This window comes from Pseudorhizobium tarimense (assembly GCF_022968135.1).
GTDB classification, from domain to species: Bacteria; Pseudomonadota; Alphaproteobacteria; order Rhizobiales; family Rhizobiaceae; genus Neorhizobium; species Neorhizobium tarimense.
Genome location: NZ_JALJRA010000014.1, coordinates 59222 through 80040, shown reverse-complemented (window position 1 = coordinate 80040; position 20819 = coordinate 59222). Strand labels below are relative to the sequence as shown.

Sequence of the window (20819 nt, the reverse complement as noted above, 5' to 3'; positions counted from 1 at the left end):
CCGGCAGAACCGGGCTTTCCAAACCAATCGCTGAAAGAGTTGCCTTACGCCTTGATCATCGAGCGGCCGCCATAGGCGGCCTGCGGGCCCAGCATCTCTTCGATGCGGATCAGCTGATTGTATTTGGCAAGACGGTCGGAACGCGACAGCGAGCCCGTCTTGATCTGACCGCAGTTGGTGGCAACCGCCAGATCTGCGATCGTCGAATCTTCCGTTTCGCCGGAGCGGTGCGACATGACCGCGGTGTAGCGGGCCTTGTGCGCCGTCTCGACCGCATCCAAAGTTTCGGTCAGCGAACCAATCTGGTTCACCTTCACCAGTATGGAGTTGGCAACGCCCATCTTGATGCCGTCCCGCAGGCGAGCCGAGTTGGTGACGAAGAGATCATCGCCCACCAACTGGCACTTGTCGCCGACGAGTTCCGTAAGCGTCTTCCAGCCGTCCCAATCGTCCTCGGCCATGCCGTCTTCAATGGAGATAATCGGATACTTGCCGACGAGTTCGACCAGGTATTCAGCCATGGCGCCAGATTCGAGCGTCCGGCCTTCGCCTTCCATCTCATACTTGCCGTTCTTGAAGAATTCGGTGGAGGCGCAGTCGAGCGCCAGGCAGACGTCGTCGCCCGGCGTATAACCGGCCTTCTCGACCGACCTCATGATGAAGTCGAGGGCTTCGGGCGCGCTCTTGAGGCCAGGCGCAAAGCCGCCCTCGTCGCCGACATTGGTGTTGTGGCCCTGTGCCGCCAGTTCCTTCTTCAGGACATGGAAGATTTCCGAGCCCATGCGAACCGCTTCGCGGATGCTGTCCGCGCCGACCGGCATGATCATGAATTCCTGGAAGTCGATCGGGTTGTCGGCATGGGCGCCGCCATTGATGATGTTCATCATCGGCACCGGCAGCACATGGGCCGCCGCACCGCCGACGTAGCGATAGAGCGGCAGGCCAGCTGATTCGGCTGCAGCCTTGGCGACGGCGAGCGAAACCCCGAGGATCGCATTGGCGCCGAGGCGCGACTTGTTCGGCGTGCCGTCGAGCGCGATCATCGTCTTGTCGATGTGGATCTGACTTTCGGCGTCGAAACCGCCGATTGCGTCGAATATCTCGGTGTTGATCGCCTCGACCGCCTTTTCGACGCCCTTGCCGCCGTAGCGCTTACCACCATCGCGAAGCTCGACCGCTTCATGAGCTCCCGTCGAGGCACCTGAGGGAACTGCTGCGCGGCCCATGCTGCCGTCTTCCAGATACACATCGACCTCGACGGTAGGGTTTCCGCGGCTGTCGAGGATTTCGCGTGCGACGATGTCGGTAATGGCGGTCATGATCTCTCCCTGAGGTGAACCTAGTGCCCTTCGGTCATCGACGATGTCTCTTAATCGATGACAAACAAATTACAAATGCGGCGCCTTAAGCGCCCTTGGTCACGGCATCGTAAGCGAGCAGCTTCTCCATAAGCCGCGGCATGTCCTTCAGATGCACCATATTCGGCCCGTCGGACGGCGCGTTATCCGGGTCCTCATGCGTCTCGATGAAGAGGCCGGCAACGCCGACGGCGACGGCGGCACGCGCGAGCGTCTCGACGAACTCGCGCTGTCCGCCGGTGGAGCCGCCCTGCCCGCCCGGCTGCTGCACCGAGTGAGTCGCATCGAAGACGACGGGCGAACCCATCGCGGCCATGATCGGCAGAGAGCGCATGTCGGAGACAAGCGTATTGTAGCCGAAGGAGGCGCCGCGCTCGCAGAGGAGCACGTTCGGGTTGCCGCTCTCGGTAATCTTCGCCAGGACGTTCTTCATGTCCCAGGGTGCGAGGAACTGGCCCTTCTTGACGTTGATGGCGCGCCCCGTCCTGGCGGCTGCGACCAACAGATCTGTCTGGCGGCTTAGGAAGGCCGGAATCTGTAGGATGTCGACGGTGGGCGCCACCAGCGCACACTGCTCTTCCGTGTGGATGTCCGTCAGCACCGGGAAGCCGAACTCCTTCTTGAGGTCGGTGAAAACCTCCATCGCCTTCTCGAGCCCGATACCGCGCTTGCCGGCAATCGAAGTTCTGTTGGCCTTGTCGAAGGAAGATTTGTAGACGAGCCCGATGCCGAGCTTCGCGCAGAGCTCCTTCATGGTGCCGGCGATCATGAAGGCGTGGTCGCGGCTCTCCATCTGGCAGGGGCCTGCAATCAGGGAGAAGCGGCCTTTCTGCGAAAAGAGCACACGGCCCTCGCCCTCGCCGACGTGGACTTCGGAATTGGGGCTCATGCTCATCGCTTCACTCCTCGAAGGCAAACAACACGTCTTGCCCAGTGGCATTCGCCACGACCAGGCGATTGTCCTGGCGCAAGAACGGCACGTCATTAGCAGCAAGCACACTCGCTGTCACGGCGAGATCGGTGACGGAAAAGACCACGGAACGACCACGGAGGTCCTGCATGGCACCCCGCTTCGCCGTTGCCGGCCCAGTCGACATCGGATCCTCGATGACCCGAACAATGCCGCTGCGGGTATCATACACGACAGAGTTGCCCTCGCGCCTTCCCTCCGTTGCCAACACCGTCTCCAGCAAGTGACATGCTTCAGCAAGACGGTCTGCAGACAGAACGACCTCACGCAGACCAGACACGCTGTTTGCATGTTGGGCCAGCGCGCCAATCTCGCGGGGAAGCACGTTGATCCGCTGACAGGAAAACATGAAGAACGCCGGCGAAGCGTGATCTGCGGCGAATGCCAGCCGGAAACTGGCCGTGACCTCGCCGCCGGCCGGCAGCGCCAGCTTTCGTGAAAACTCTAAGATCTCTCCGGCAGACACGCCTCTTGCGCGATAGGCGGCGTCTTCCGCGAAGGCATCATCTGTCGCCAACACTACGGCGGACAAACCGCCTTTCGGGAAGATGCCACGCAATTGCCGGTCGCGGCCGGTGAAGACGTTGCCGGCGTCCGCTGATCGGGCATAGGCATCGGGGTCGCCGATCGCGAGTGGCTCAAGATAGGCGCCATCTTCCAGGAAAACGCATGCATTCTCACTACCGAACGGATGGCGTGCATCCGCGGCGACCATGAACCCCAGTCGCTGGAGCGCGGCGCGCGCCTGCGACAGCCCCTCCACGGGCATGACCAGGTGATCGATGATGCGCATGTTCATAGACATTCCTCCACGGCAGGCTAGCGGGAGCGCCTGAGGCTGCCTTTCTGGCCGAGCATTCACGCCGTTGCACGAAAATTTTAACCCTTGCGGAACACATGTGGAACAGATACATTCTGTTCCGTATTTGTTTCACCTCAAAAGGGGCCCGGATGCTCACGCGCAAACAGCAGGAACTGCTTCTCTTCATTCACGAGCGGATGAAGGAATCGGGCGTGCCGCCCTCCTTCGACGAGATGAAGGACGCGCTTGACCTCGCCTCCAAGTCGGGCATTCACCGGCTGATCACGGCACTGGAGGAGCGCGGATTCATCCGTCGCCTTCCGAACCGGGCGCGTGCGCTGGAAGTCATCAAGCTCCCCGAGGCCTATACGAGCAGCCTGCAACCGCGCCGCGGATTTTCCCCGAGCGTCATCGAAGGCAGCCTGGGCAAGCCGAAGCCCGCACCGGCCGCGCCGGTGAAGGCTGCCGCCAACGACGAGGGCACCAGCACCACGGTTCCCGTCATGGGTCGTATCGCGGCCGGCGTGCCGATCTCGGCTATCCAAAACAACACGCATGACATTGCCGTTCCTACGGAAATGCTGGGTGCCGGCGAGCATTATGCGCTGGAGGTGAAGGGCGATTCGATGATCGAAGCCGGGATCCTCGACGGCGATACGGTCATCATTCGCAACGGGCAGACGGCCGGCCCGGGCGACATCATCGTGGCACTGGTGGACGACGAAGAGGCGACCTTGAAACGCTTCCGTCGCCGTGGCGCCTCGATTGCGTTGGAAGCCGCAAACCCCGCCTATGAAACACGCATCCTGCCGGCGGACCGCGTGAAGGTCCAGGGCAAGCTGGTCGGCCTCATTCGCCGCTACCACTGATCAGGCGCGTCAGCGACATAGGGATCGCTCTTCGGCGCGGTCGCTGCGCCAGTCATAGAGGCGATGTTCGGTCCAAGGCCGTCTCGCTCCGGCAATGGCCGCGTTGGCGTTCCATCGTGAAGGGTTTGTGCTGCCGCCGAGGCTGATCTCAAGGGCACCGGTCTTGCGCAACGCGTTGCCGGAGACCAGCAGAGCGCCGGAGCGGCACTCCTCGAACCGAGCACGCCATGTAACAAGGAGACCGGCAAGGTCGCAGCCGAGGCCCGTGATGCGACTGTCTTCGACGCTCGCGGGCTTCACCCCCTCCTTCGTTTTGGCGACGCACCACAAGCTCTTGCGACAGGTGAAACCACCCGGAGGTTCCCCTGCCGCCGCGAGGTCTTGCGCCATCGCCTTTCTTAGTGCCGTCAATTGCTGCGGTTCGAGTACCTGTCACCGATCTTTCGGCAGGAGCGGACCGTCACCACCCGGCGACACAGCTGAAGGAAGCGGCGTAGCGAGCCAATGAGCGCGCTGCCACTGATCGCAGATGAAGGAAGGCGGGCGGGCGCGGTTGGTGGCCGCGGCTGGTCCAACGAGGGCAACCAGCGCACCGTCATCCGATATGAGGATGTCGGGCGGTGGCTTTTTCTGCTCGTACCAACTCAGTTCCGGCGCCTCTATTTGCGCCGGGGCTCCGTAGAGGAAGCCGACCGCACCGATCCTGTCGAAAAATGCGCTGAAGGCAAAGTCATTCAGCCCGGGAAGTGCGGGACCGGATGGCGGCGACAATCTCGCCCGGCCGCGGAGGGTGTCCCTGCATCAAATGGTATGCAGTCCGAGCGGACCAGCAGTACGACATGCTCCGGCGGCCGCTTTAGCGGCGGCTCGAAGGTGTGCCGCATTTTAGGGATAGGGCCAGCGGCCCTCGCCTGCTGCTTCCCTTCGCTCGACCTCGCCCGCCATCATCGTCGGCACCGGTCCGTTCAAGAGGATTGTTCCTGCCCGCGAAGTCGCAACCTGCGCAGTACGGCTCCAGCGAGAAAAAGAGCGGCCCCGACGCCGAAGGGAGGCGCATAGCCTCTCATCCAGTGGGCGGAGAAGCAGCTGAGCGAAAGCAAGCCAAAGACCATCAGCATGAAGACCGCCGGAGGCTCGACGGGTAGCGAAAACCAGGTGACGGCACCGGCGGCGACCAGAACCGGCACCAACAAGAAGTATGCCCAAAGGCCGCCTCGGCCTCGAAAAGAACCCGGAGCCGATCCACCGACATGGAAGATCCATGCATCAAGGATCGAGCTAAGCTGACGGAGCTAGGTCGGGCGGCTGCGGACGATGCTGGAGCACATAGCGGCCGGCCTCGTCTGGAGCAGGCAGCGGAAACTTCTCCAGCCCGAGCGATGACGCCGCGGCCGGATCTGTTTTCTCAACGACCACATTGCCCTGCGGCATCGGCGGCGGCCCCGGCTCCACTACCCGAGCATGCAACTGAGCCTCTTGAAACGCAACCCAAACCTGTGTCGCCAGCCGGGAACATCCAGCTTCGTCCCGCCGCTGTGACTGTTTCTTAACTGCATTCAAGTGCCGGAGGCAAAGGTGATTTCCGCGTTGCACAATTAGACATCAGCAGTGCTTGGCAGCAGCCGCCGGATCATATAGCTACATCCTACGCTTAAATTCTTGTGGCGTTTTGGGACGCCACGCCGCCAACAGGTTGGAGGATCAGCATGACGGATAAAAGCGCAAACTTGGCAGTGGGTGACAACAAGGTCGACCTCGCTGTCAAATCGGGAACCCTCGGCCCGGACGTGATCGACATCGGCAGCCTCTACAAGGAGACCGGCGCCTTCACCTACGATCCAGGTTTCACCTCGACCGCCTCTTGCGAATCCAAGATCACCTTTATCGACGGCGACGAAGGTATCCTGCTACACCGCGGCTACCCGATCGAGCAGCTTGCCGAGCACGGCGATTTCCTCGAAACCTGCTATCTGCTTCTCTACGGCGAACTGCCGACGGCGGCACAGAAGAAGGATTTCGACTACCGCGTCACGCACCACACGATGGTGCACGAGCAGATGTCCCGGTTCTTCACCGGCTTTCGCCGCGATGCGCATCCGATGGCCGTCATGTGCGGCTGCGTCGGCGCGCTGTCAGCCTTCTACCACGACTCCACCGACATCACTGATCCGCATCAGCGCATGGTCGCATCGCTGCGCATGATTGCGAAGATGCCGACGATCGCCGCGATGGCCTACAAGTACCATATCGGTCAGCCCTTCGTTTATCCGAAGAACGACCTCGACTACGCCTCGAACTTCCTGCGCATGTGCTTTGCTGTGCCGTGCGAGGAGTACCAGGTAAACCCGGTTCTGGCGCGCGCCATGGACCGCATCTTCATCCTGCACGCCGACCACGAACAGAATGCGTCCACCTCGACGGTTCGTCTGGCCGGTTCCTCGGGTGCAAACCCGTTCGCCTGCATCGCAGCCGGCATCGCCTGCCTCTGGGGCCCCGCACACGGCGGCGCCAACGAAGCGGCACTCAACATGCTCTCCGAGATCGGCTCGGTCGATCGTATCCCAGAGTACATCGCCCGCGCCAAGGACAAGAACGATCCGTTCCGCCTGATGGGCTTCGGTCACCGCGTCTACAAGAACTACGACCCGCGCGCGAAGATCATGCAGAAGACCACGCACGAGGTTCTGGGCGAGCTCGGTCACAAGGATGACCCGCTGCTGCAGGTCGCGATGGAGCTGGAGCGCATCGCGCTCACCGACGAATACTTCATCGAGAAGAAGCTCTACCCGAACATCGACTTCTATTCGGGCATCACGCTGAAGGCGATGGGCTTCCCGACCACGATGTTCACCGTACTCTTCGCGCTCGCCCGTACCGTCGGCTGGATCGCACAGTGGGCAGAGATGATCGAAGACCCGCAGCAGCGCATCGGCCGTCCGCGCCAGCTCTACACCGGCGCACCGCAGCGCGACTACGTTCCGGTCTCCAAGCGCTGAGGTCCAAAAGGTCGACAAGAAAAAGCCCGGTCAGCCGGGCTTTTTTTGTTCAATGGTCTTTAGCACGATGCCGGCGGCCGCCTCGCCTGGGGGAACGGGCGTCTGGAGACGCAGCCACGTCAGATCATAGCCCTCCAGCATGGCCCGCCGCTGCGCCGTGTCGGATGACAGCCTTTCGGCCCAGCGGAGGAGGCTTCCCCGCCGGACGAACTCGTTGAAGTGCTCAGGGATCAGCGGGTAGTCGGCGATCAGGTTGGGGAGTGCCGCCGACCAAATCTTGATGCGCTTCGACATCAGCGTGATCAGCCAGTCCGCCTTGTAGCTGGAGACTGTCGGAATGCCGCAGAGCGCGAGCTCCAGAAGCACGGTTCCGGAGGCCGCGAGCGCCGCATCCGCATCGGCGAACGCAGCCCATTTGTCTTCCGCCGAAATGCTGATTTCCGGCGTGACCGGAAGCGAGCGGGCAATCTCGCGTATAAGGGCTTCCTGTCGCGGGACCGTTGGCAGCACGAAGCGGGTCGGGCCGTTGCGTTGTTCGAAGTCGGCGGCCGTCTGTCCGAAGACCGGCAACAACTGCCGGATTTCCGCCGCGCGCGATCCTGGAAGGAGCATAATGGTTCGACGGTCGTCCGGCTGTTTCACCGGCATCTGAGAACGCAGGGCCCGCACCTTCAGCACGGCTGGATCGCTCGTCAGCCGGTGTCCAACAAATGTGGTTGGCGGTCCGCCGAGCCTTTCCATTGCCGGCGGCTCGAAGGGGAGTACCGCCAGGACGTGATCGATATAGGGCACCATCGCCCGCGCGCGGTACTCCTTCCAGGCCCAGACGCTGGGGCAGACATAGTCGATGATGGGAAGATCCGGCAGCGCCGCCCTCACCCGCTTTGCCACCCTATGGGTGAAGTCTGGGCTGTCGATGATGACGAGAACATCCGGCCGGCCTAAGATGATCGCATCCGCCGTCTGGCTGATGCGGCGCATCAGCTGCGGCAGGCGCTGCAGCACCTGCGTGAGCCCCATGATGGAAAGCTCAGAGAAGTCGAAGAGCGAGCGCAGACCTTCCGCCTGCAGAGCGTCGCCGCCGACGCCGACGATCTCGATTGGGCCGGAACGAGCCGCCTTCAACGCCGCGACGAGATCGGCTCCCAGCAAGTCTCCAGAAACCTCACCGGCGACCACGGCGACCTTCAGCGGAGCGTCCGACATCACAATCCTTCCTTCGGCAGCCTGGTGTCGATCCCGCAGACGAACACGCCGGCATCCGCAGCGGCGGCGATAACGGCCTGCTCGTCAAGAACCAGAGCGCGCCCCGCCTCGACTGCAATCCCGGCAAGGCCTGCACGCGCAGCGTGAGCCACTGTAGAGATTCCGATGGCGGGAAGATCGGCTCGTATATCCTGTTGCGGCTTGCACAACTTGACCAGCACGCCACGACGGCGGCGGGAGATGCGGCCCTCTTCCCGGAGTGCTGCCACGCGATCCAACATGCGGTCGGTTCCTTCGACGCCTTCGAGCGCCACAACCCGTCCGCCGACGCTGACGGCCCCCTGGCCTATGTCGAGTTCGCCCAATGCCCGCGCTGCCTTGATGCCTTCCTCGATATCGCGCAGATCGTCGGCCGAGGGGTTGGCCTCGGTCAAGGCTCCGGTTCTGGCAAGGAGGTTTGGCGCAATGTCATGTGCCCCGATCACACGGCAGCCCATCCCCTCGAACAGCCGGATCACCATCTGCAGCACCGTGTCGTCGCCGCCGGACATAAGCGTGCGCACGACCGCCGGCACACGGATCAGCGTCTTGATGGTAGGGCGAATGTCGCGCCATTCCGGCCGACGCCGGACGGCGCCCGACATGACAACGCGGCCGACACGTTTCTCGCGGAGAAAGCGCTCGATACCTGCCAAGTCACCGACGCCGACCTGCAGGGTCTCAAAGTCTGCGAAGTCCTGATCGGCCTCATCGGAGAGCGCGATGATTACGGGATCCTCGCCGGAAGCCCGCGCAGCCTGCGCGAGATAGAGCGGCAAATGTCCCCAGCCGGCGACAATCGCGAGCCGCCCCTTCTCGTCCGGCCGCGCCAGGTCGGCCATGGCGTCAGGCTTTGCCGCGGAAGGGAGAGGAAAGCGCGCGGTCGCTGTCGGCGGCGATGAAATTCAGGATCTCCATCACTTCCGGGCAGTCGGCATATTCGTCTCGGATGGCAGCAGCGTTCGTCCGAATGTTGCCCTCGCCTTCAAAGATCTGCTTGAAGGCGCGGCGGACCCGGTGGATCGTGGCGCGTTCAATGCCGGCGCGCGTCATGCCGACCACGTTTAAGCCGGCGAGGATGCCGGGATTCCCGTTCAGCATGCCGTACGGAATAACGTCATAGTTGACTGCAGACAGGCCCCCAATGAAGGCATTGCGGCCGATGCGACCGAACTGATGGACCGCGCACCCCCCACCGAGGATGGCATGATCGCCGACCTTCACATGGCCGGCCAGCATCACGTTGTTCGACATGATGATGCCGCTGCCGAGGATGCAATCATGCGCAACGTGCGAGTTTGCCAGCAGCAGACAGTTGTTGCCGACCACGGTCTTGCCGCCACCGCCGACCGTGCCGGTGTTGATGGTCACACCTTCGCGCATCGTGCAGTTTTCACCGATGGTCAGGGTGGAGTCCGCACCCGCCTCGTGCAGGCTCTGCGAGACGCCGCCAATGACGGCCATCGGGTGGATCTTAGAGCCGCGGCCGATCTCGGTCTTGCCATTCACTACCGCGTGGGAAACGAGCTGCACGTCGTCCTTCAGCACGACCTCAGGGCCGACGGTGCAGAAAGGACCGATCGAGACATTTTCACCGATCACGGCGCCGTCATCGACAACCGCCAACGGGTGGATGCGGGCGCTGGACGCGATACGGCTCATGATGCGTCCTTGCGGCGGATCATGGCGCCGATATCAGCCTCGGCCACGAGCGAACCGTCCACCATCGCGTCGCAGTGGAATTTCCAGATATTGCCGCGCTGCTTCTGCTTCTTGACGTGAAACTCCACGCGATCTCCCGGGACTACAGGTCTGCGGAACCGCGCGTTGTCGATGGTCATGAAGTAAACCAGATTACCCGCCTCGCCTTCCTTGCGCGCACAGATGGCACCTGCCGTCTGCGCCATGCCCTCGATCAGCAACACGCCCGGCATGATCGGCTGCTCGGGAAAGTGGCCGGTGAAATGCGGCTCGTTTGCGGTGACGTTCTTGATGCCGATCGCGGAATCGTCGCCGTCGATCTCGATGATCCGGTCAACGAGCAGGAAGGGATACCGGTGCGGCAACAACTTCATGATCTCAAGGATGTCTGCAGCACCCAAGGTTGCGCCCGTCACTTCACTCATTCCTGTCTCCTTTGAGCTTGGCCCGCTCGTCGGACCGCGCCATCGCCTCTGCCACATCGCGCAGGAAGTCCTTAAGAGGCCTCGCGGGTACGCCGCCATAGCGCGCGCCTGCCGGAACGTCGGCAATGACGCCGCTCATTGCGGCAATCTGGGCGCCGTCGCCGATGGTGATATGGCCATTGATGCCGGACGCGCCGCCGATCATTACGCCGTTGCCGATCGTCGTTGATCCGGCAATGCCGACGCCGCTGACGATGCCGCAGTGACGCCCGATGCGCACGTTGTGTCCAATCTGGACCAGATTGTCGATCTTGGTACCCTCGCCGACGACTGTGTCATCCATCGTGCCACGATCGATTGTCGTATTGGCACCTATCTCAACGTTGTCCTGTACGATCACGCGGCCGATCTGCACGATCTTGAGCATGCCGCGTGGCCCGGGAGCATAGCCGAAACCGTCCTGGCCGATGCGTGCGCCGTTATGGATGATGACACCATTGCCGAGCAGTGCTGCGATCACCGTCGCCCCTGGGGCAATGGCACAGTCACGTCCGATCTTCACGTCGGCGCCGATCACCGCGCCAGCACCGATACGTGTTCCGCTGCCGATCTCTGCCCGCGCGCCAATCACAGCCATCGGCTCGATTTCGACGCCCGGCTCAAGCTGCGCCGTCGGATCAACATGAGCTGCCGGATGCACGCCCGTTGAACCAGAAACGACAGCGCCCGGCCGCAAGGCAGCCGGATGGAGAAGCGCGCCCGCCATGGCGAACGCCGTCTCCGGCTTTGCCGTCAGCAATACGGGAATGTTGTCGGGGATGATCGGACGAATGGCGGGTTCGCAGATGATCGCCGATGCATGACAGGAGGCAAGATCGCCGCGGCCCTTGCGCGAGCGCAAATAGCAGACTTGGCCTTCCGCTGCCCGTGCGACAGGCGCGACAGAACGAATACGGCGGTTGCCCGCCGAATCGTCAAGCAGTTCAGCCCCCAGATGAGATGCCAGCTCGCGCAGACTTATCCCATCGTGGGGCGGAAAGAATTGGTTGAACTCCATCAGGTCAAACAACTCCAGAACAGAATTTGACCGCAGTTCTGGTCAGCGAAGATCAGAACTGGTTCGCCATGCTGAACCGGAACTGCTGCTCCTCGTCGAAGTCTTCCTTGACCACCGGGAACGCATAGTCGACCCGGATTGAGCCGAACGGCGACGCCCACTGGATGCCCGCCCCCACGGATGCGCGCCAGGACATGTCCGTGCCGACAGCGCCAGCACTGTTGCCAACGTCGTTGCCATAGAGCGTTCCGGCATCGGCGAAGACTGCACCACGAAGGCCGAAATCTTCAGGGAACGCCGGCATCGGGAACGTTGCCTCAGCCGAGGCCGTGAAGTAAGTCGTGCCGCCCAATGGGTCGCCATTGGGCATCCGCGGACCGATGCCGTTGTTCTCGAAGCCGCGCACCAAACGACCGCCGAGCATGAACTGGTCGAAGACGTTCAGATTGTCGCCAGTTCCCACAACGTGACCACCGCCGACAGCTACCGAACCAATGATGTCCGCTTCGTCAGACAACAGGTGGAAATAGCGGGCCCGACCATAGATCTTGTAGAATTCGGAGTCACCACCGAGACCAGCGTACTCGTGCGTGATCGAGGCATAGATGCCTTCGCGCGCCAGCGTATTGCTGTCGAGGGTGTTGTAGGTCAGCGTCTGGGAGACGGACGATTGCGTGAAGTCGCCCTGCTCCACGAGAGCGCGATAGGGCGCAGAAAGACCTGTCTGCCAATCGCCGTCACCCGAATACTCGATATCCTTGTAGGTGTAACGGAACGTCGTCGCCAGATCTTCCGTGATCGGCGCGGTCACGCGCAGCGTGAAGCCCTGCTCATCGTAGTCGTAGTAATCCTCCGAAGAGGTCTGGCTCTTGAAGACATCGAAGCCGGCGGCAAGGCGGTAGCCGAGGAAGTAAGGCTCGGTGAACGACAGCGAGTAGCTGCGCGCGTCATCGAGACCGCCACCGACAGCAACACGGATGAACTGGCCGCGGCCGAGGAAGTTCTTTTCTTCGACCGACGCTTCGAGGATCAGGCCATCGCCGCCCGCGGAGTAGCCGGCACCAACACCGAAGGAGCCGGTCGGCTGATCTTCGACGTCAACCACGACCACGACGCGATCCGGAGCGGAGCCCTGCGAGGTCGAGATATTGACCGTGGTGAAATAGCCGAGAGCCTCAAGCCGGCGCTTTGCCCGCGAGATCATCTGCTGATTGAAGGCGTCGCCTTCGCTGAAGTCAAACTCGCGGCGGATGACGTAGTCACGCGTGCGGGTGTTACCGCGGATCTCGATGCGCTCGACATAGGCGCGCTCGCCCTGATCGACGAGATAGGAGACACCGATCGTCTGGTTGCCGAAATTGCGGTCGCCGCGCGGCGTGACGCGTGCGAACGGGTAGCCCGCCGAAGCGACGCGCTGCGAGATGGCTTCCATCGACTTCTGGACTTCCGCCGCATCATAGGTGTCGCCGGTCCGGGTGCGCACCAGTCCCTGAAGATCCTGCGAGTCGACACCCTCGACCGTCGATTCCACGACGACGTCACCGAAGCGGTAGCGTGCACCTTCTTCAACCGTGAACGTAATGTTGTACTGGTTGGTCGTCTCGTCCAGAACCGCGTCGGAGGAAATGATGCGGAAGTCGGGATAGCCGTGATTGTAGTAGAACTGGCGCAGCGCATCCTCGTCGGCGCGCAGCTTGTCCGGGTTGTAGACATCCTTGCGGGTCAGGAAGGACAGCGGACCGGATTCCTTCGTCAGGATCACCGACTGAAGACGGCCATCACCATAGGCCTGGTTGCCGACGAAATTGATGTTCGCGATCTTGGTGCGGTCGCCTTCGTTGATAACGAAGGCAAGGTTTACGCGACCTTCGCCCACCGGAACAACCTGGGTCGTGACTTCGATGTCGCTGCGACCGATGGCCGAGTAGGCTTCGCGCAAACGCTCGATGTCGGCATTGACCAGCTCCTGGCTATACGGACCAAGGGGCTGGGTTTGGACGACGGCAGCGAGCTTGTCATCCTTGATCTTGCGGTTGCCGTTGAAGACCACCTGGTTGACGAGCTGGTTTTCGCTGACGCTGACTACTAGCGTGCTTCCGGAAACCGCGATGCGGACGTCGGAGAAATAGCCGGTGGAGTAGAGACGCTTAACCGACTCGTCGATATCGGCATTCGTGAAGCTTACGCCCGGACGGATCGTGAGGTTGGCTCGAACGGCTTCCTCGCCAGCGCGCTGAGCACCTCGCACCTGAACGTTGCGGATGACGGCGGCCTCTGCGACCGACGCGGAAGCGAGAACCGAGACGCCAGCACCCGAGGCAACAACACTAGCAGACAGCGCAAACGCCGATACCGCGTTCAAAAACCTTGAACCAGCCTTCATTTCAATTCTTACCTTTTCCCGTTGTCCCTCGGCGGGTGAAGCCCGACTCCGGCCACACGTGTGTCGTTTTACCTGCTTTTACCCTACAAGCAAGGCATCGCGTTAAATTCTGTTTACTTCACAGGGAGGCGTGGCTGCGAGGCCACGCCATGTTCAAAATACGGTAAATAAACAGTTTTAATCAAATTCAGCCCATCCACCGGCCAAAGGTGTCGTTCCACGTGGCGAAGACCATGAGTGTCAGGATCATGGCAAGCCCGAAGCGGAAAACGACCTCCTGCACCCGCGGGCTCAGCGGGCGCCCCCGGACTGCTTCCAAGGCGTACATCAGCAGGTGGCCGCCATCAAGAACGGGAATCGGGAAGAGGTTCATCAGGCCCAAGGATACAGAGATGACCGCCGCAAAATTGAGGAGCGCAGAAATACCGAGCGTCGCCATCTGGCCGGTGGTCTCGGCGATCCGGATCGGCCCGCCAATCTGGTCGGCGCTCATCCGTCCGGTAAAGATATTGCCGAGATAGTTGAACGTTCCGGTGATGATGTGGCCGGTCTCGCGCACGCCCTCGCCGATCGCGGCCAGCGGCGAGTAGGTCTCAAGCCGGAAGTTGCCCCTCTCTGCGTTCGTCACGATGCCGATCTGACCGAGCTCAATCTTATTGCCGAACTGGTCTGTGATCTCGGTGCGTTGCGGCACCATCGGCAGGTCGAGTTCGCGACCATCGCGCTCAACTGTTACGACAATCTGCGTCTGCGGCCGAACCGCCACATAACGCCGGACGTCATCGAAGGTGCGGATCTTCTCACCGTCAAGCGCAACCAAGAGATCACCCGGCTCGACACCGGCCTCGGCGGCCGCGCTTTCCGGGCGTACCTCTGCCACGACGGGATCGGCGATCATCCTGCCATAGGTTGAAAACAGCACCGCGAAGATGGCGATCGCCAGGAGAAAGTTAGCAATCGGTCCGGCGGCGACGGTGGCTGCCCGCTTCCACAGCTTGGCGCCGGCGAGGGTTTCAGCGCGCTCGGCTTCCGTCAGTCCGGCAAGGTTGGCCGAAGCGGGCGTGCTTGCGGCATCCTCGTCGCCGAAGAACTTTACGTAACCGCCCAATGGAATCGCCGATAGCTTCCAGCGTGTCCCGTGCCCATCAGTGAAGCCAAGCAGCTCGGGTCCGAATCCCACCGAGAAGGCCGTCACGCGAATGCCGCACCAGCGCCCAACCAGGTAGTGGCCCATCTCATGGATGAACACCAGCACCGACAGGACGATGATGAAGGGGATGATATAGCCCGTGAGCAGCCCGATGATAGCCATCATGTTTTCCGTTTCGTCGTTCAGTCCGCCCGCACGCGCCGGCATCAAAGGCCGAACAGGAACTCGGCCACCGTCACATCAACATGGCCCCTGAGCGGTCCCGACACAAGCGCCAGCAGGAACAAGACGAAGCCTGCGCACACCAAGCCGTCCACCCTGTCCATGACGCCGCCGTGGCCCGGAATCATGTGGCTGGAGTCCTTCACGCCGAAGCGCCGCTTGATGAAGGATTCAAAGAGGTCGCCGATCTGGCTGGCAACGGAGAGAATGAAGGCCAGCACCACGATCCAGAGTGAGACGCGGCCGAAGAACGCAAGCGTCAACGCCGCTCCTGCGATAACCGCCGAAACCGTGCCGCCGATCGCGCCAGACCAGGTCTTGCCGGGAGAGATCCGCGGCGCAAGCTTTGGCCCTCTCAGGGCGCGGCCGATGAAATAGGCCAGAATATCGGTTGCCCAGACAACGGCGAAAAGAAATAGGATGGCGGCCAGTCCGGGCGCCCCACCCTGCCGCACCGCGGCAAGCGACACGCCGCTCAAGCCGGCGTAGAGAAGACCGCCGGGAAGCCACCACGTGCCGCCGCCGATCATCACCATCAGTGCGACGGTGATGGCGAACCCGCTCAGCAGCGGCATGCTCATGTCCGGGTCGCCGAAGGCGATATTGGCCGCAAGCAGGATCACTGCCACCCACGCAACAAGGTTTCCGGTGAAGTTGCGCTCCGTCAGACGGGTGATTCTCGACCATTCGAAGTAGACGAGAAGAGCGATGGCGGCGGCCAACATCTGGAACGGCAAGCCGCCGAACCAGGTTGCCGCAAGGACGACGGCAGCCATGACGATGCCCGACAGGACGCGCTGCTGGAGTTCGGGGCTCATCAGCCAACCACCGCTGTGGTCGTCAACTGTGACAGGCCGCCGAAACGACGGTCTCTCGAGGCAAAGATGCGCAGCGCGTCATGAAACTGCTGGCGGTCGAAATCAGGCCAATAGCAAGGTAGGAAGACGAATTCGGAATAGGCCGCCTGCCACAGAAGGAAGTTGGAAAGGCGTTCCTCTCCGCTTGTGCGGATGATCAGGTCCGGATCCGGTATGTCTGCCGTATCCAGGCGCTCGCTGATCATCTCGGGGCTCACCTCGTCCGGCTTGATCGACCCCGCCTGCACCTCCTTGGCAATCTTGGCGACGGCACGGGCGATCTCGTTGCGAGAGCCGTAGTTGAACGCGATGACCAACGTCATTGCCGTGTTGTTACGCGTCGTCTCCTCGGCCTCGAGCAGCAGCGGCAATATATCGCTGCGCAAGTTTTCGCGCTCGCCGATGATGCGTATACGGATGTTCTCGCGGTGAAGGTCCGCCAGGTCGCGCCGGATGAAGCGGCGCAGCAGGCCGAGCAGATCCTCGACTTCACTTTCCGGGCGGCTCCAATTTTCAGAGGAGAAGGCGAACAGAGTGAGATACTTCACTCCGGCCTCGCCCGCCGCCCGCACCGTCTCGCGAACCGTCTCGACCCCCTTATTGTGGCCGATGGTGCGCGGAAGCCCCCGCTGTTTCGCCCAGCGGCCATTGCCGTCCATGATGATGGCGACATGCTCAGGAATGACGGGAAGATCGAGGTTGGCCATCGTGTATCCGATTATCGGGCGAGAGGCGTGCCGGCGCAGGGTGAGCCTACACCTGCATGATTTCTTTTTCTTTCTCGGCGAGCAAGCGGTCGACCTCGGAAATTGTGTCGTCCGTCATCTTCTGCACACGGTCGGAGAGCGAGCGGCTTTCATCCTGACCGATGTCGCCATCCTTCTCGGCCTTTTTCAGATCATCCATGCCGTCGCGACGAACGTGACGGATGGCAACCTTGGCCTTCTCGGCATAGTCGTGCGCCACCTTAACCAAAGACTTGCGGCGCTCTTCGTTCAGCTCCGGCAGCGGGATGCGCAGGTTTTGACCGTCGACGATCGGGTTGAGACCCAGGTTTGATTCCCGGATGGCGCGGTCGACGGCGCCGACCATGGACTTGTCCCAGATCGAAACGCCGAGCATACGGGGTTCTGGAACCGTGATGTTGGCAACCTGGTTCAGCGGAACCCGCGAACCATAGGCCTCAACCATCACAGGATCGAGAATGTTGGCCGAGGCACGGCCTGTCCGCAGCGATGCGATGTCGCTCTTGAAGGCGTTGATCGCGCCGTCCATGCGCCGCTTGATGTCGTTGAGATCGATTGCTCCACTCATCACTCTACTCCCGTCTTTGCATCATTAAGGCCCGCGGGCCTCGTATCAGTTGTCGGAAACGATGGTCTTGCGGCCACCACCGGTCAAGATATCGGCGAAGCCACCCTTCTCGTGGATCGAGAACACGATGATCGGAATGGCGTTCTCGCGGGCCAACGCCACGGCTGCCACATCCATCACTGCAAGACCCTTTTCCAGCACCTCGCCATGCGTCAGCTGCTCAAAGCGCGTAGCGGTCGGATCCTTCTTTGGATCCGCGGAATAGATGCCGTCGACCTGCGTTCCCTTAAAGATCGCCTCCGCACCGATCTCGGCGGCGCGCAGCGCTGCGGCCGAATCGGTCGTGAAGAACGGATTGCCGGTGCCGCCGGCAAAGATCACCACCCTGCCCTGCTCCAGGTGATGGAGCGTGCGGAGCTGGGTGAAGCTCTCGCAGATCTCGGGCATGGCGATGGCGGAAAGCACCACCGTGTCGATGTCGAGCTTGCGCAACGAGGTTGCGAGCGCCAACGCGTTGATCACCGTCGCCAGCATGCCCATGTGATCACCGGTCACGCGGTCACCGCCCTTGGAGGCGACCGCTACGCCGCGGAAGATGTTCCCGCCGCCGACCACGACGCCGACCTCTACGCCCATGGCTCTTGCCTCGGCGATATCGGAGGCAATACGGTCTGCAACTGCCACATCGATCCCGAATCCCTGACTTCCCATCAAAGCTTCACCAGAGGCTTTAAGAAGGACTCGCTTGTAGATGGGCTGGGGGGACATGGTTACTCCTGACTGTCAATCGGGTTGCCGATACACGAAGGGCACCGCGTTGTCACGCGGTGCCCTTGCGCTTTTGCCGGGATAGTGCGGCGACAATCAGCCCTTGGCAGCAGCTGCCACTTCGGCTGCGAAGTCGGACTCTTCCTTCTCGATGCCTTCACCGAGCAGCAGGCGAACCATGCCGGTGACTTCGATCGGAGCGCCGACTTCCTTTTCGGCCTCCTTGACGGCTGCACCAACCGTCAGGTCCGGGTTGATGACGAAAGCCTGCGAGAGAAGAGCAACTTCCTCAAAGAACTTGCGCATGCGGCCTTCGACCATCTTCTCGATGATGTTGTCCGGCTTGCCCGAAGCGCGGGACTGTTCGATGAAGACGTTGCGCTCGCGTTCGGCAACGGCTGCGTCGACTTCCTCGGCGCGGATGGCGAGCGGCGCGGTTGCCGCAACGTGCATGGCGATCTGGCGGCCGATGGCAGCAAGAGCATCCTTGTTGCCGGTCGACTTCAGCGCAACCAGAACGCCGAGCTTGCCGAGGTTGTCGGCAACAGCGTTGTGGATGTAGGTGGCGACGACGCCGTCTTCGACCGACAGAAGGGCCGAACGGCGCAGGCTCATGTTCTCGCCGATGGTGGCAACCGCATCCTTAATGGTGTCGGTGACGGACTTGCCGGATGCCGGATAGGTCGCAGCACCGATCGCATCGGTCGAGCCGTCGGTGGAGAGAGCCACCTGGGCAACGCCGCGAACGAGATCTTGGAAGGCATCGTTACGGGCAACGAAGTCGGTTTCGGAATTGACTTCGACGACGACGGCCTTGGTGCCGGCGCTCGCAATGCCGATCAGGCCTTCGGCGGCGGTGCGGCCGGACTTCTTGTCGGCCTTGGCGATGCCCTTGGCGCGCAGCCAGTCGATTGCTGCTTCCATGTCGCCGTTGTTTTCAGCAAGCGCCTTCTTGCAGTCCATCATGCCTGCGCCAGACTTCTCGCGCAGTTCCTTCACCATTGCGGCTGTGATTTCGGTCATTGTGTGCCTCTTGTTTGCAAGATCGCCTCAGCCGGAAGAACGTCGGCGAAGGCAGCGTTGGGGACGAATGTACCCGTAAGTATGACAGGGTCATGAAGACCGTCTTCGGGGAGGAGCGCCTCGACCCGAATCTGGGAGGCGGCAATGACGCCGCCTCTCGATTGGATTAGGCCTGAGCCTCGGTTTCGGCCTCGCCTTCGAGCGCCGGCTCGACCGGAGCTTCGGCGGATGCGCCAAGATCGCGGCCGGAAGCACCCTGCTGGCGTGCAATACCGTCGATCGCTGCACGAGCAACCAGGTCGCAGTAGAGAGCGATGGCGCGCGAGGCGTCGTCGTTACCCGGGATCGGGTAGTCGATCAGGTCCGGATCGCAGTTGGAGTCGATGATGGCGACGACCGGGATGCCCAGACGCTTCGCTTCATCGATCGCGATCTTTTCCTTGTTGGTGTCGATGATGAACATCAGGTCCGGCGTGCCGCCCATGTCGCGGATACCGCCGAGAGCCTTTTCCAGCTTCTCGCGTTCGCGCTCGAGGTTCAGACGCTCCTTCTTGGTGAAGCCGGAAGCTTCCGAACCGAGGATCTCGTCGAGCTTGCGCAGACGAGCGATCGAGTTCGAGATCGTCTTCCAGTTCGTCATCATGCCGCCGAGCCAGCGGGCGTTGACGTAGTACTGAGCCGAACGCTTCGCCGAATCGGCGATCAGCTCGGAAGCCTGACGCTTGGTGCCGACGAAGAGAACGCGGCCGCCACGGGCAACGGTGTCCGAAATGACCTGCAGAGCGCGCGAGAGCATCGGCACGGTCTGAGCAAGATCAATGATATGGATGTTGTTACGGTCGCCGAAGATGTACGGCTTCATCTTCGGGTTCCAGCGGTGGGTCTGGTGGCCGAAGTGAACACCAGCTTCCAGAAGCTGGCGCATGCTGAAATCAGGCAATGCCATGCCTTTTTCTCCTTTTCCGGTTGAACCTCCGCAAGGCGAACAGCACCCTCTTCGAGAATGCCACCGGTCGGAACGGTCCGGATTTCTCCCGGACAATCCCATGCCTTACGTGTGGAATGGTGCTGCGCATACAGCCGATCCCGGCGAAACGCAAGGGCGAGGACTGAATTTGTGGAGCTTCAGTGCGGAAACGTGTTCAGTCCGTCTGGGCCGCCAGCTGCTTCATTTCCACCAGCACCGAATCCTCGTCACCGGACGCAATGCGATGGATATCGCTGATAACATACCGGCCGTCCTCCGCCACGACGTCGAAACGGACTTCGTTTACGCTTTCCTGCAGTTCCGGCTGGTCGAGGCAGCGCCAGAGCTTGAAGGTGACTTTTACCCGGGTTACGCCGCCCTGCTCCGGATCTGCCTTGATGTTCACGTCTTCCAGCGGGCATCCGTCCTGGGAGGCTGTGACAACATCATAGCCGAAGGGATCACCTGGCCCGCCGTCGTCGGTCTCGTAGGCCGGGCGCTTGGCGGCTTCGGCATAGGCAGCCTGAAACTCGCGGCTGAACAGCCGTTGCAGCGGCTGAGGATCGAAGATGTAGCTCCATTCGTTTTCGACACTCCCCCAGTTTCGAGCGGTGACATCCATCACCTCCTTCACGGGGTCGGTTGTGTCGGCAGCAAAAGCCACGTTTGCGACAAGGGTGACGGTGGCGGCAAGGGTGATGATCCGCATGGC

General features: G+C 61.8%; 21 protein-coding genes. 2 read left to right on the top strand and 19 right to left on the bottom strand.

What is annotated here, in order from left to right; genetic code table 11:
* Nucleotides 1-44: 44 nt before the first annotated feature.
* From eno to MUU54_RS17270, 3 genes are all read right to left on the bottom strand, one after another.
* The gene (gene eno / locus MUU54_RS17280) at nucleotides 45-1319 is read right to left on the bottom strand and encodes a phosphopyruvate hydratase (protein ID WP_247245264.1); all 1275 of its coding nucleotides are present in this window, start codon (nucleotides 1317-1319) and stop codon (nucleotides 45-47) included.
* Between the two features lie 85 nt (nucleotides 1320-1404).
* Entirely contained in the window at nucleotides 1405-2247 is an 843-nt protein-coding gene (gene kdsA, locus MUU54_RS17275) for a 3-deoxy-8-phosphooctulonate synthase (RefSeq protein WP_376742186.1), read from the bottom strand.
* Between the two features lie 10 nt (nucleotides 2248-2257).
* Nucleotides 2258-3127 (bottom strand): VOC family protein, encoded by an 870-nt coding sequence (locus MUU54_RS17270; protein ID WP_247245262.1) that lies wholly within the window; start codon nucleotides 3125-3127, stop codon nucleotides 2258-2260.
* Nucleotides 3128-3279: 152 nt separating this feature from the next.
* On the opposite strand from MUU54_RS17270, the gene lexA reads away from it, so the two are divergent.
* Entirely contained in the window at nucleotides 3280-3999 is a 720-nt protein-coding gene (gene lexA / locus MUU54_RS17265; RefSeq protein ID WP_247245261.1) for a transcriptional repressor LexA, read from the top strand.
* Nucleotides 4000-4008: 9 nt separating this feature from the next.
* Here the strand turns inward: lexA and MUU54_RS17260 are convergent, their stop codons facing one another.
* The gene (locus tag MUU54_RS17260) at nucleotides 4009-4389 is read right to left on the bottom strand and encodes a hypothetical protein (RefSeq protein ID WP_247245260.1); all 381 of its coding nucleotides are present in this window, start codon (nucleotides 4387-4389) and stop codon (nucleotides 4009-4011) included.
* Nucleotides 4390-4431: 42 nt separating this feature from the next.
* A complete protein-coding gene (locus MUU54_RS17255; protein WP_247245259.1) occupies nucleotides 4432-4770 on the bottom strand; it encodes a hypothetical protein in 339 nt (112 codons plus the stop codon).
* 935 nt (nucleotides 4771-5705) lie between these two features.
* Between MUU54_RS17255 and gltA the strand changes: the two genes are divergently transcribed.
* Nucleotides 5706-6995 (top strand): citrate synthase, encoded by a 1290-nt coding sequence (gene gltA, locus MUU54_RS17250; RefSeq protein WP_247245258.1) that lies wholly within the window; start codon nucleotides 5706-5708, stop codon nucleotides 6993-6995.
* A 30-nt stretch (nucleotides 6996-7025) separates the two neighbouring features.
* Here gltA and lpxB read toward each other — a convergent pair whose 3' ends face one another.
* From lpxB to MUU54_RS17180, 14 genes are all read right to left on the bottom strand, one after another.
* Nucleotides 7026-8201, bottom strand: a complete 1176-nt coding sequence (lpxB, locus tag MUU54_RS17245; RefSeq protein WP_247245257.1) for a lipid-A-disaccharide synthase — start codon at nucleotides 8199-8201, stop codon at nucleotides 7026-7028.
* Complete coding sequence (locus tag MUU54_RS17240; protein ID WP_247245256.1) at nucleotides 8201-9082, bottom strand: LpxI family protein; 882 nt, start codon at nucleotides 9080-9082, stop codon at nucleotides 8201-8203. The genes lpxB and MUU54_RS17240 overlap by 1 nt, the downstream gene beginning before the upstream one ends.
* 4 nt (nucleotides 9083-9086) lie before the next feature.
* Entirely contained in the window at nucleotides 9087-9902 is an 816-nt protein-coding gene (gene lpxA, locus MUU54_RS17235; RefSeq protein ID WP_247245255.1) for an acyl-ACP--UDP-N-acetylglucosamine O-acyltransferase, read from the bottom strand.
* Entirely contained in the window at nucleotides 9899-10366 is a 468-nt protein-coding gene (gene fabZ / locus MUU54_RS17230; RefSeq protein WP_247245254.1) for a 3-hydroxyacyl-ACP dehydratase FabZ, read from the bottom strand. Before fabZ ends, lpxA begins: the two co-directional genes overlap by 4 nt.
* A complete protein-coding gene (lpxD, locus tag MUU54_RS17225) occupies nucleotides 10359-11423 on the bottom strand; it encodes a UDP-3-O-(3-hydroxymyristoyl)glucosamine N-acyltransferase (RefSeq protein ID WP_247245253.1) in 1065 nt (354 codons plus the stop codon). The genes fabZ and lpxD overlap by 8 nt, the downstream gene beginning before the upstream one ends.
* 52 nt (nucleotides 11424-11475) lie before the next feature.
* Entirely contained in the window at nucleotides 11476-13806 is a 2331-nt protein-coding gene (gene bamA / locus MUU54_RS17220) for an outer membrane protein assembly factor BamA (protein ID WP_247245252.1), read from the bottom strand.
* A gap of 187 nt (nucleotides 13807-13993) precedes the next feature.
* Complete coding sequence (gene rseP, locus MUU54_RS17215; protein ID WP_247245340.1) at nucleotides 13994-15118, bottom strand: RIP metalloprotease RseP; 1125 nt, start codon at nucleotides 15116-15118, stop codon at nucleotides 13994-13996.
* 44 nt (nucleotides 15119-15162) lie between these two features.
* On the bottom strand, nucleotides 15163-15996 hold the full coding sequence (locus tag MUU54_RS17210) for a phosphatidate cytidylyltransferase (RefSeq protein WP_247245251.1): 834 nt from the start codon (nucleotides 15994-15996) through the stop codon (nucleotides 15163-15165).
* Nucleotides 15996-16742, bottom strand: a complete 747-nt coding sequence (locus tag MUU54_RS17205) for an isoprenyl transferase (protein WP_247245250.1) — start codon at nucleotides 16740-16742, stop codon at nucleotides 15996-15998. The genes MUU54_RS17210 and MUU54_RS17205 overlap by 1 nt, the downstream gene beginning before the upstream one ends.
* Nucleotides 16743-16788: 46 nt before the next feature.
* A complete protein-coding gene (frr, locus tag MUU54_RS17200) occupies nucleotides 16789-17349 on the bottom strand; it encodes a ribosome recycling factor (protein WP_247245249.1) in 561 nt (186 codons plus the stop codon).
* Nucleotides 17350-17394: 45 nt separating this feature from the next.
* Nucleotides 17395-18117, bottom strand: a complete 723-nt coding sequence (gene pyrH / locus MUU54_RS17195; RefSeq protein ID WP_247245248.1) for a UMP kinase — start codon at nucleotides 18115-18117, stop codon at nucleotides 17395-17397.
* Nucleotides 18118-18213: 96 nt separating this feature from the next.
* Nucleotides 18214-19140, bottom strand: coding sequence for a translation elongation factor Ts (gene tsf, locus MUU54_RS17190; RefSeq protein WP_247245247.1), 927 nt, complete (start codon nucleotides 19138-19140; stop codon nucleotides 18214-18216).
* Nucleotides 19141-19306: 166 nt separating this feature from the next.
* Complete coding sequence (gene rpsB / locus MUU54_RS17185) at nucleotides 19307-20086, bottom strand: 30S ribosomal protein S2 (RefSeq protein WP_247245246.1); 780 nt, start codon at nucleotides 20084-20086, stop codon at nucleotides 19307-19309.
* A 196-nt stretch (nucleotides 20087-20282) separates the two neighbouring features.
* Nucleotides 20283-20816: a hypothetical protein gene (locus MUU54_RS17180; RefSeq protein WP_247245245.1), complete on the bottom strand. Its 534-nt coding sequence runs from the start codon at nucleotides 20814-20816 to the stop codon at nucleotides 20283-20285.
* Nucleotides 20817-20819: the final 3 nt, after the last annotated feature.

Coding starts and splice junctions, on each gene's coding strand:
- eno (WP_247245264.1), bottom strand. CDS start 1,319: ATGACCGCCATTACCGACATCGTCGCACGCGAAATCCTCGACAGCCGC.
- kdsA (WP_376742186.1), bottom strand. CDS start 2,247: ATGAGCCCCAATTCCGAAGTCCACGTCGGCGAGGGCGAGGGCCGTGTG.
- MUU54_RS17270 (WP_247245262.1), bottom strand. CDS start 3,127: ATGAACATGCGCATCATCGATCACCTGGTCATGCCCGTGGAGGGGCTG.
- lexA (WP_247245261.1), top strand. CDS start 3,280: ATGCTCACGCGCAAACAGCAGGAACTGCTTCTCTTCATTCACGAGCGG.
- MUU54_RS17260 (WP_247245260.1), bottom strand. CDS start 4,389: ATGGCGCAAGACCTCGCGGCGGCAGGGGAACCTCCGGGTGGTTTCACC.
- gltA (WP_247245258.1), top strand. CDS start 5,706: ATGACGGATAAAAGCGCAAACTTGGCAGTGGGTGACAACAAGGTCGAC.
- lpxB (WP_247245257.1), bottom strand. CDS start 8,201: ATGTCGGACGCTCCGCTGAAGGTCGCCGTGGTCGCCGGTGAGGTTTCT.
- MUU54_RS17240 (WP_247245256.1), bottom strand. CDS start 9,082: ATGGCCGACCTGGCGCGGCCGGACGAGAAGGGGCGGCTCGCGATTGTC.
- lpxA (WP_247245255.1), bottom strand. CDS start 9,902: ATGAGCCGTATCGCGTCCAGCGCCCGCATCCACCCGTTGGCGGTTGTC.
- fabZ (WP_247245254.1), bottom strand. CDS start 10,366: ATGAGTGAAGTGACGGGCGCAACCTTGGGTGCTGCAGACATCCTTGAG.
- lpxD (WP_247245253.1), bottom strand. CDS start 11,423: ATGGAGTTCAACCAATTCTTTCCGCCCCACGATGGGATAAGTCTGCGC.
- bamA (WP_247245252.1), bottom strand. CDS start 13,806: ATGAAGGCTGGTTCAAGGTTTTTGAACGCGGTATCGGCGTTTGCGCTG.
- rseP (WP_247245340.1), bottom strand. CDS start 15,118: ATGGCTATCATCGGGCTGCTCACGGGCTATATCATCCCCTTCATCATC.
- MUU54_RS17210 (WP_247245251.1), bottom strand. CDS start 15,996: ATGAGCCCCGAACTCCAGCAGCGCGTCCTGTCGGGCATCGTCATGGCT.
- MUU54_RS17205 (WP_247245250.1), bottom strand. CDS start 16,742: ATGGCCAACCTCGATCTTCCCGTCATTCCTGAGCATGTCGCCATCATC.
- frr (WP_247245249.1), bottom strand. CDS start 17,349: ATGAGTGGAGCAATCGATCTCAACGACATCAAGCGGCGCATGGACGGC.
- pyrH (WP_247245248.1), bottom strand. CDS start 18,117: ATGTCCCCCCAGCCCATCTACAAGCGAGTCCTTCTTAAAGCCTCTGGT.
- tsf (WP_247245247.1), bottom strand. CDS start 19,140: ATGACCGAAATCACAGCCGCAATGGTGAAGGAACTGCGCGAGAAGTCT.
- rpsB (WP_247245246.1), bottom strand. CDS start 20,086: ATGGCATTGCCTGATTTCAGCATGCGCCAGCTTCTGGAAGCTGGTGTT.
- MUU54_RS17180 (WP_247245245.1), bottom strand. CDS start 20,816: ATGCGGATCATCACCCTTGCCGCCACCGTCACCCTTGTCGCAAACGTG.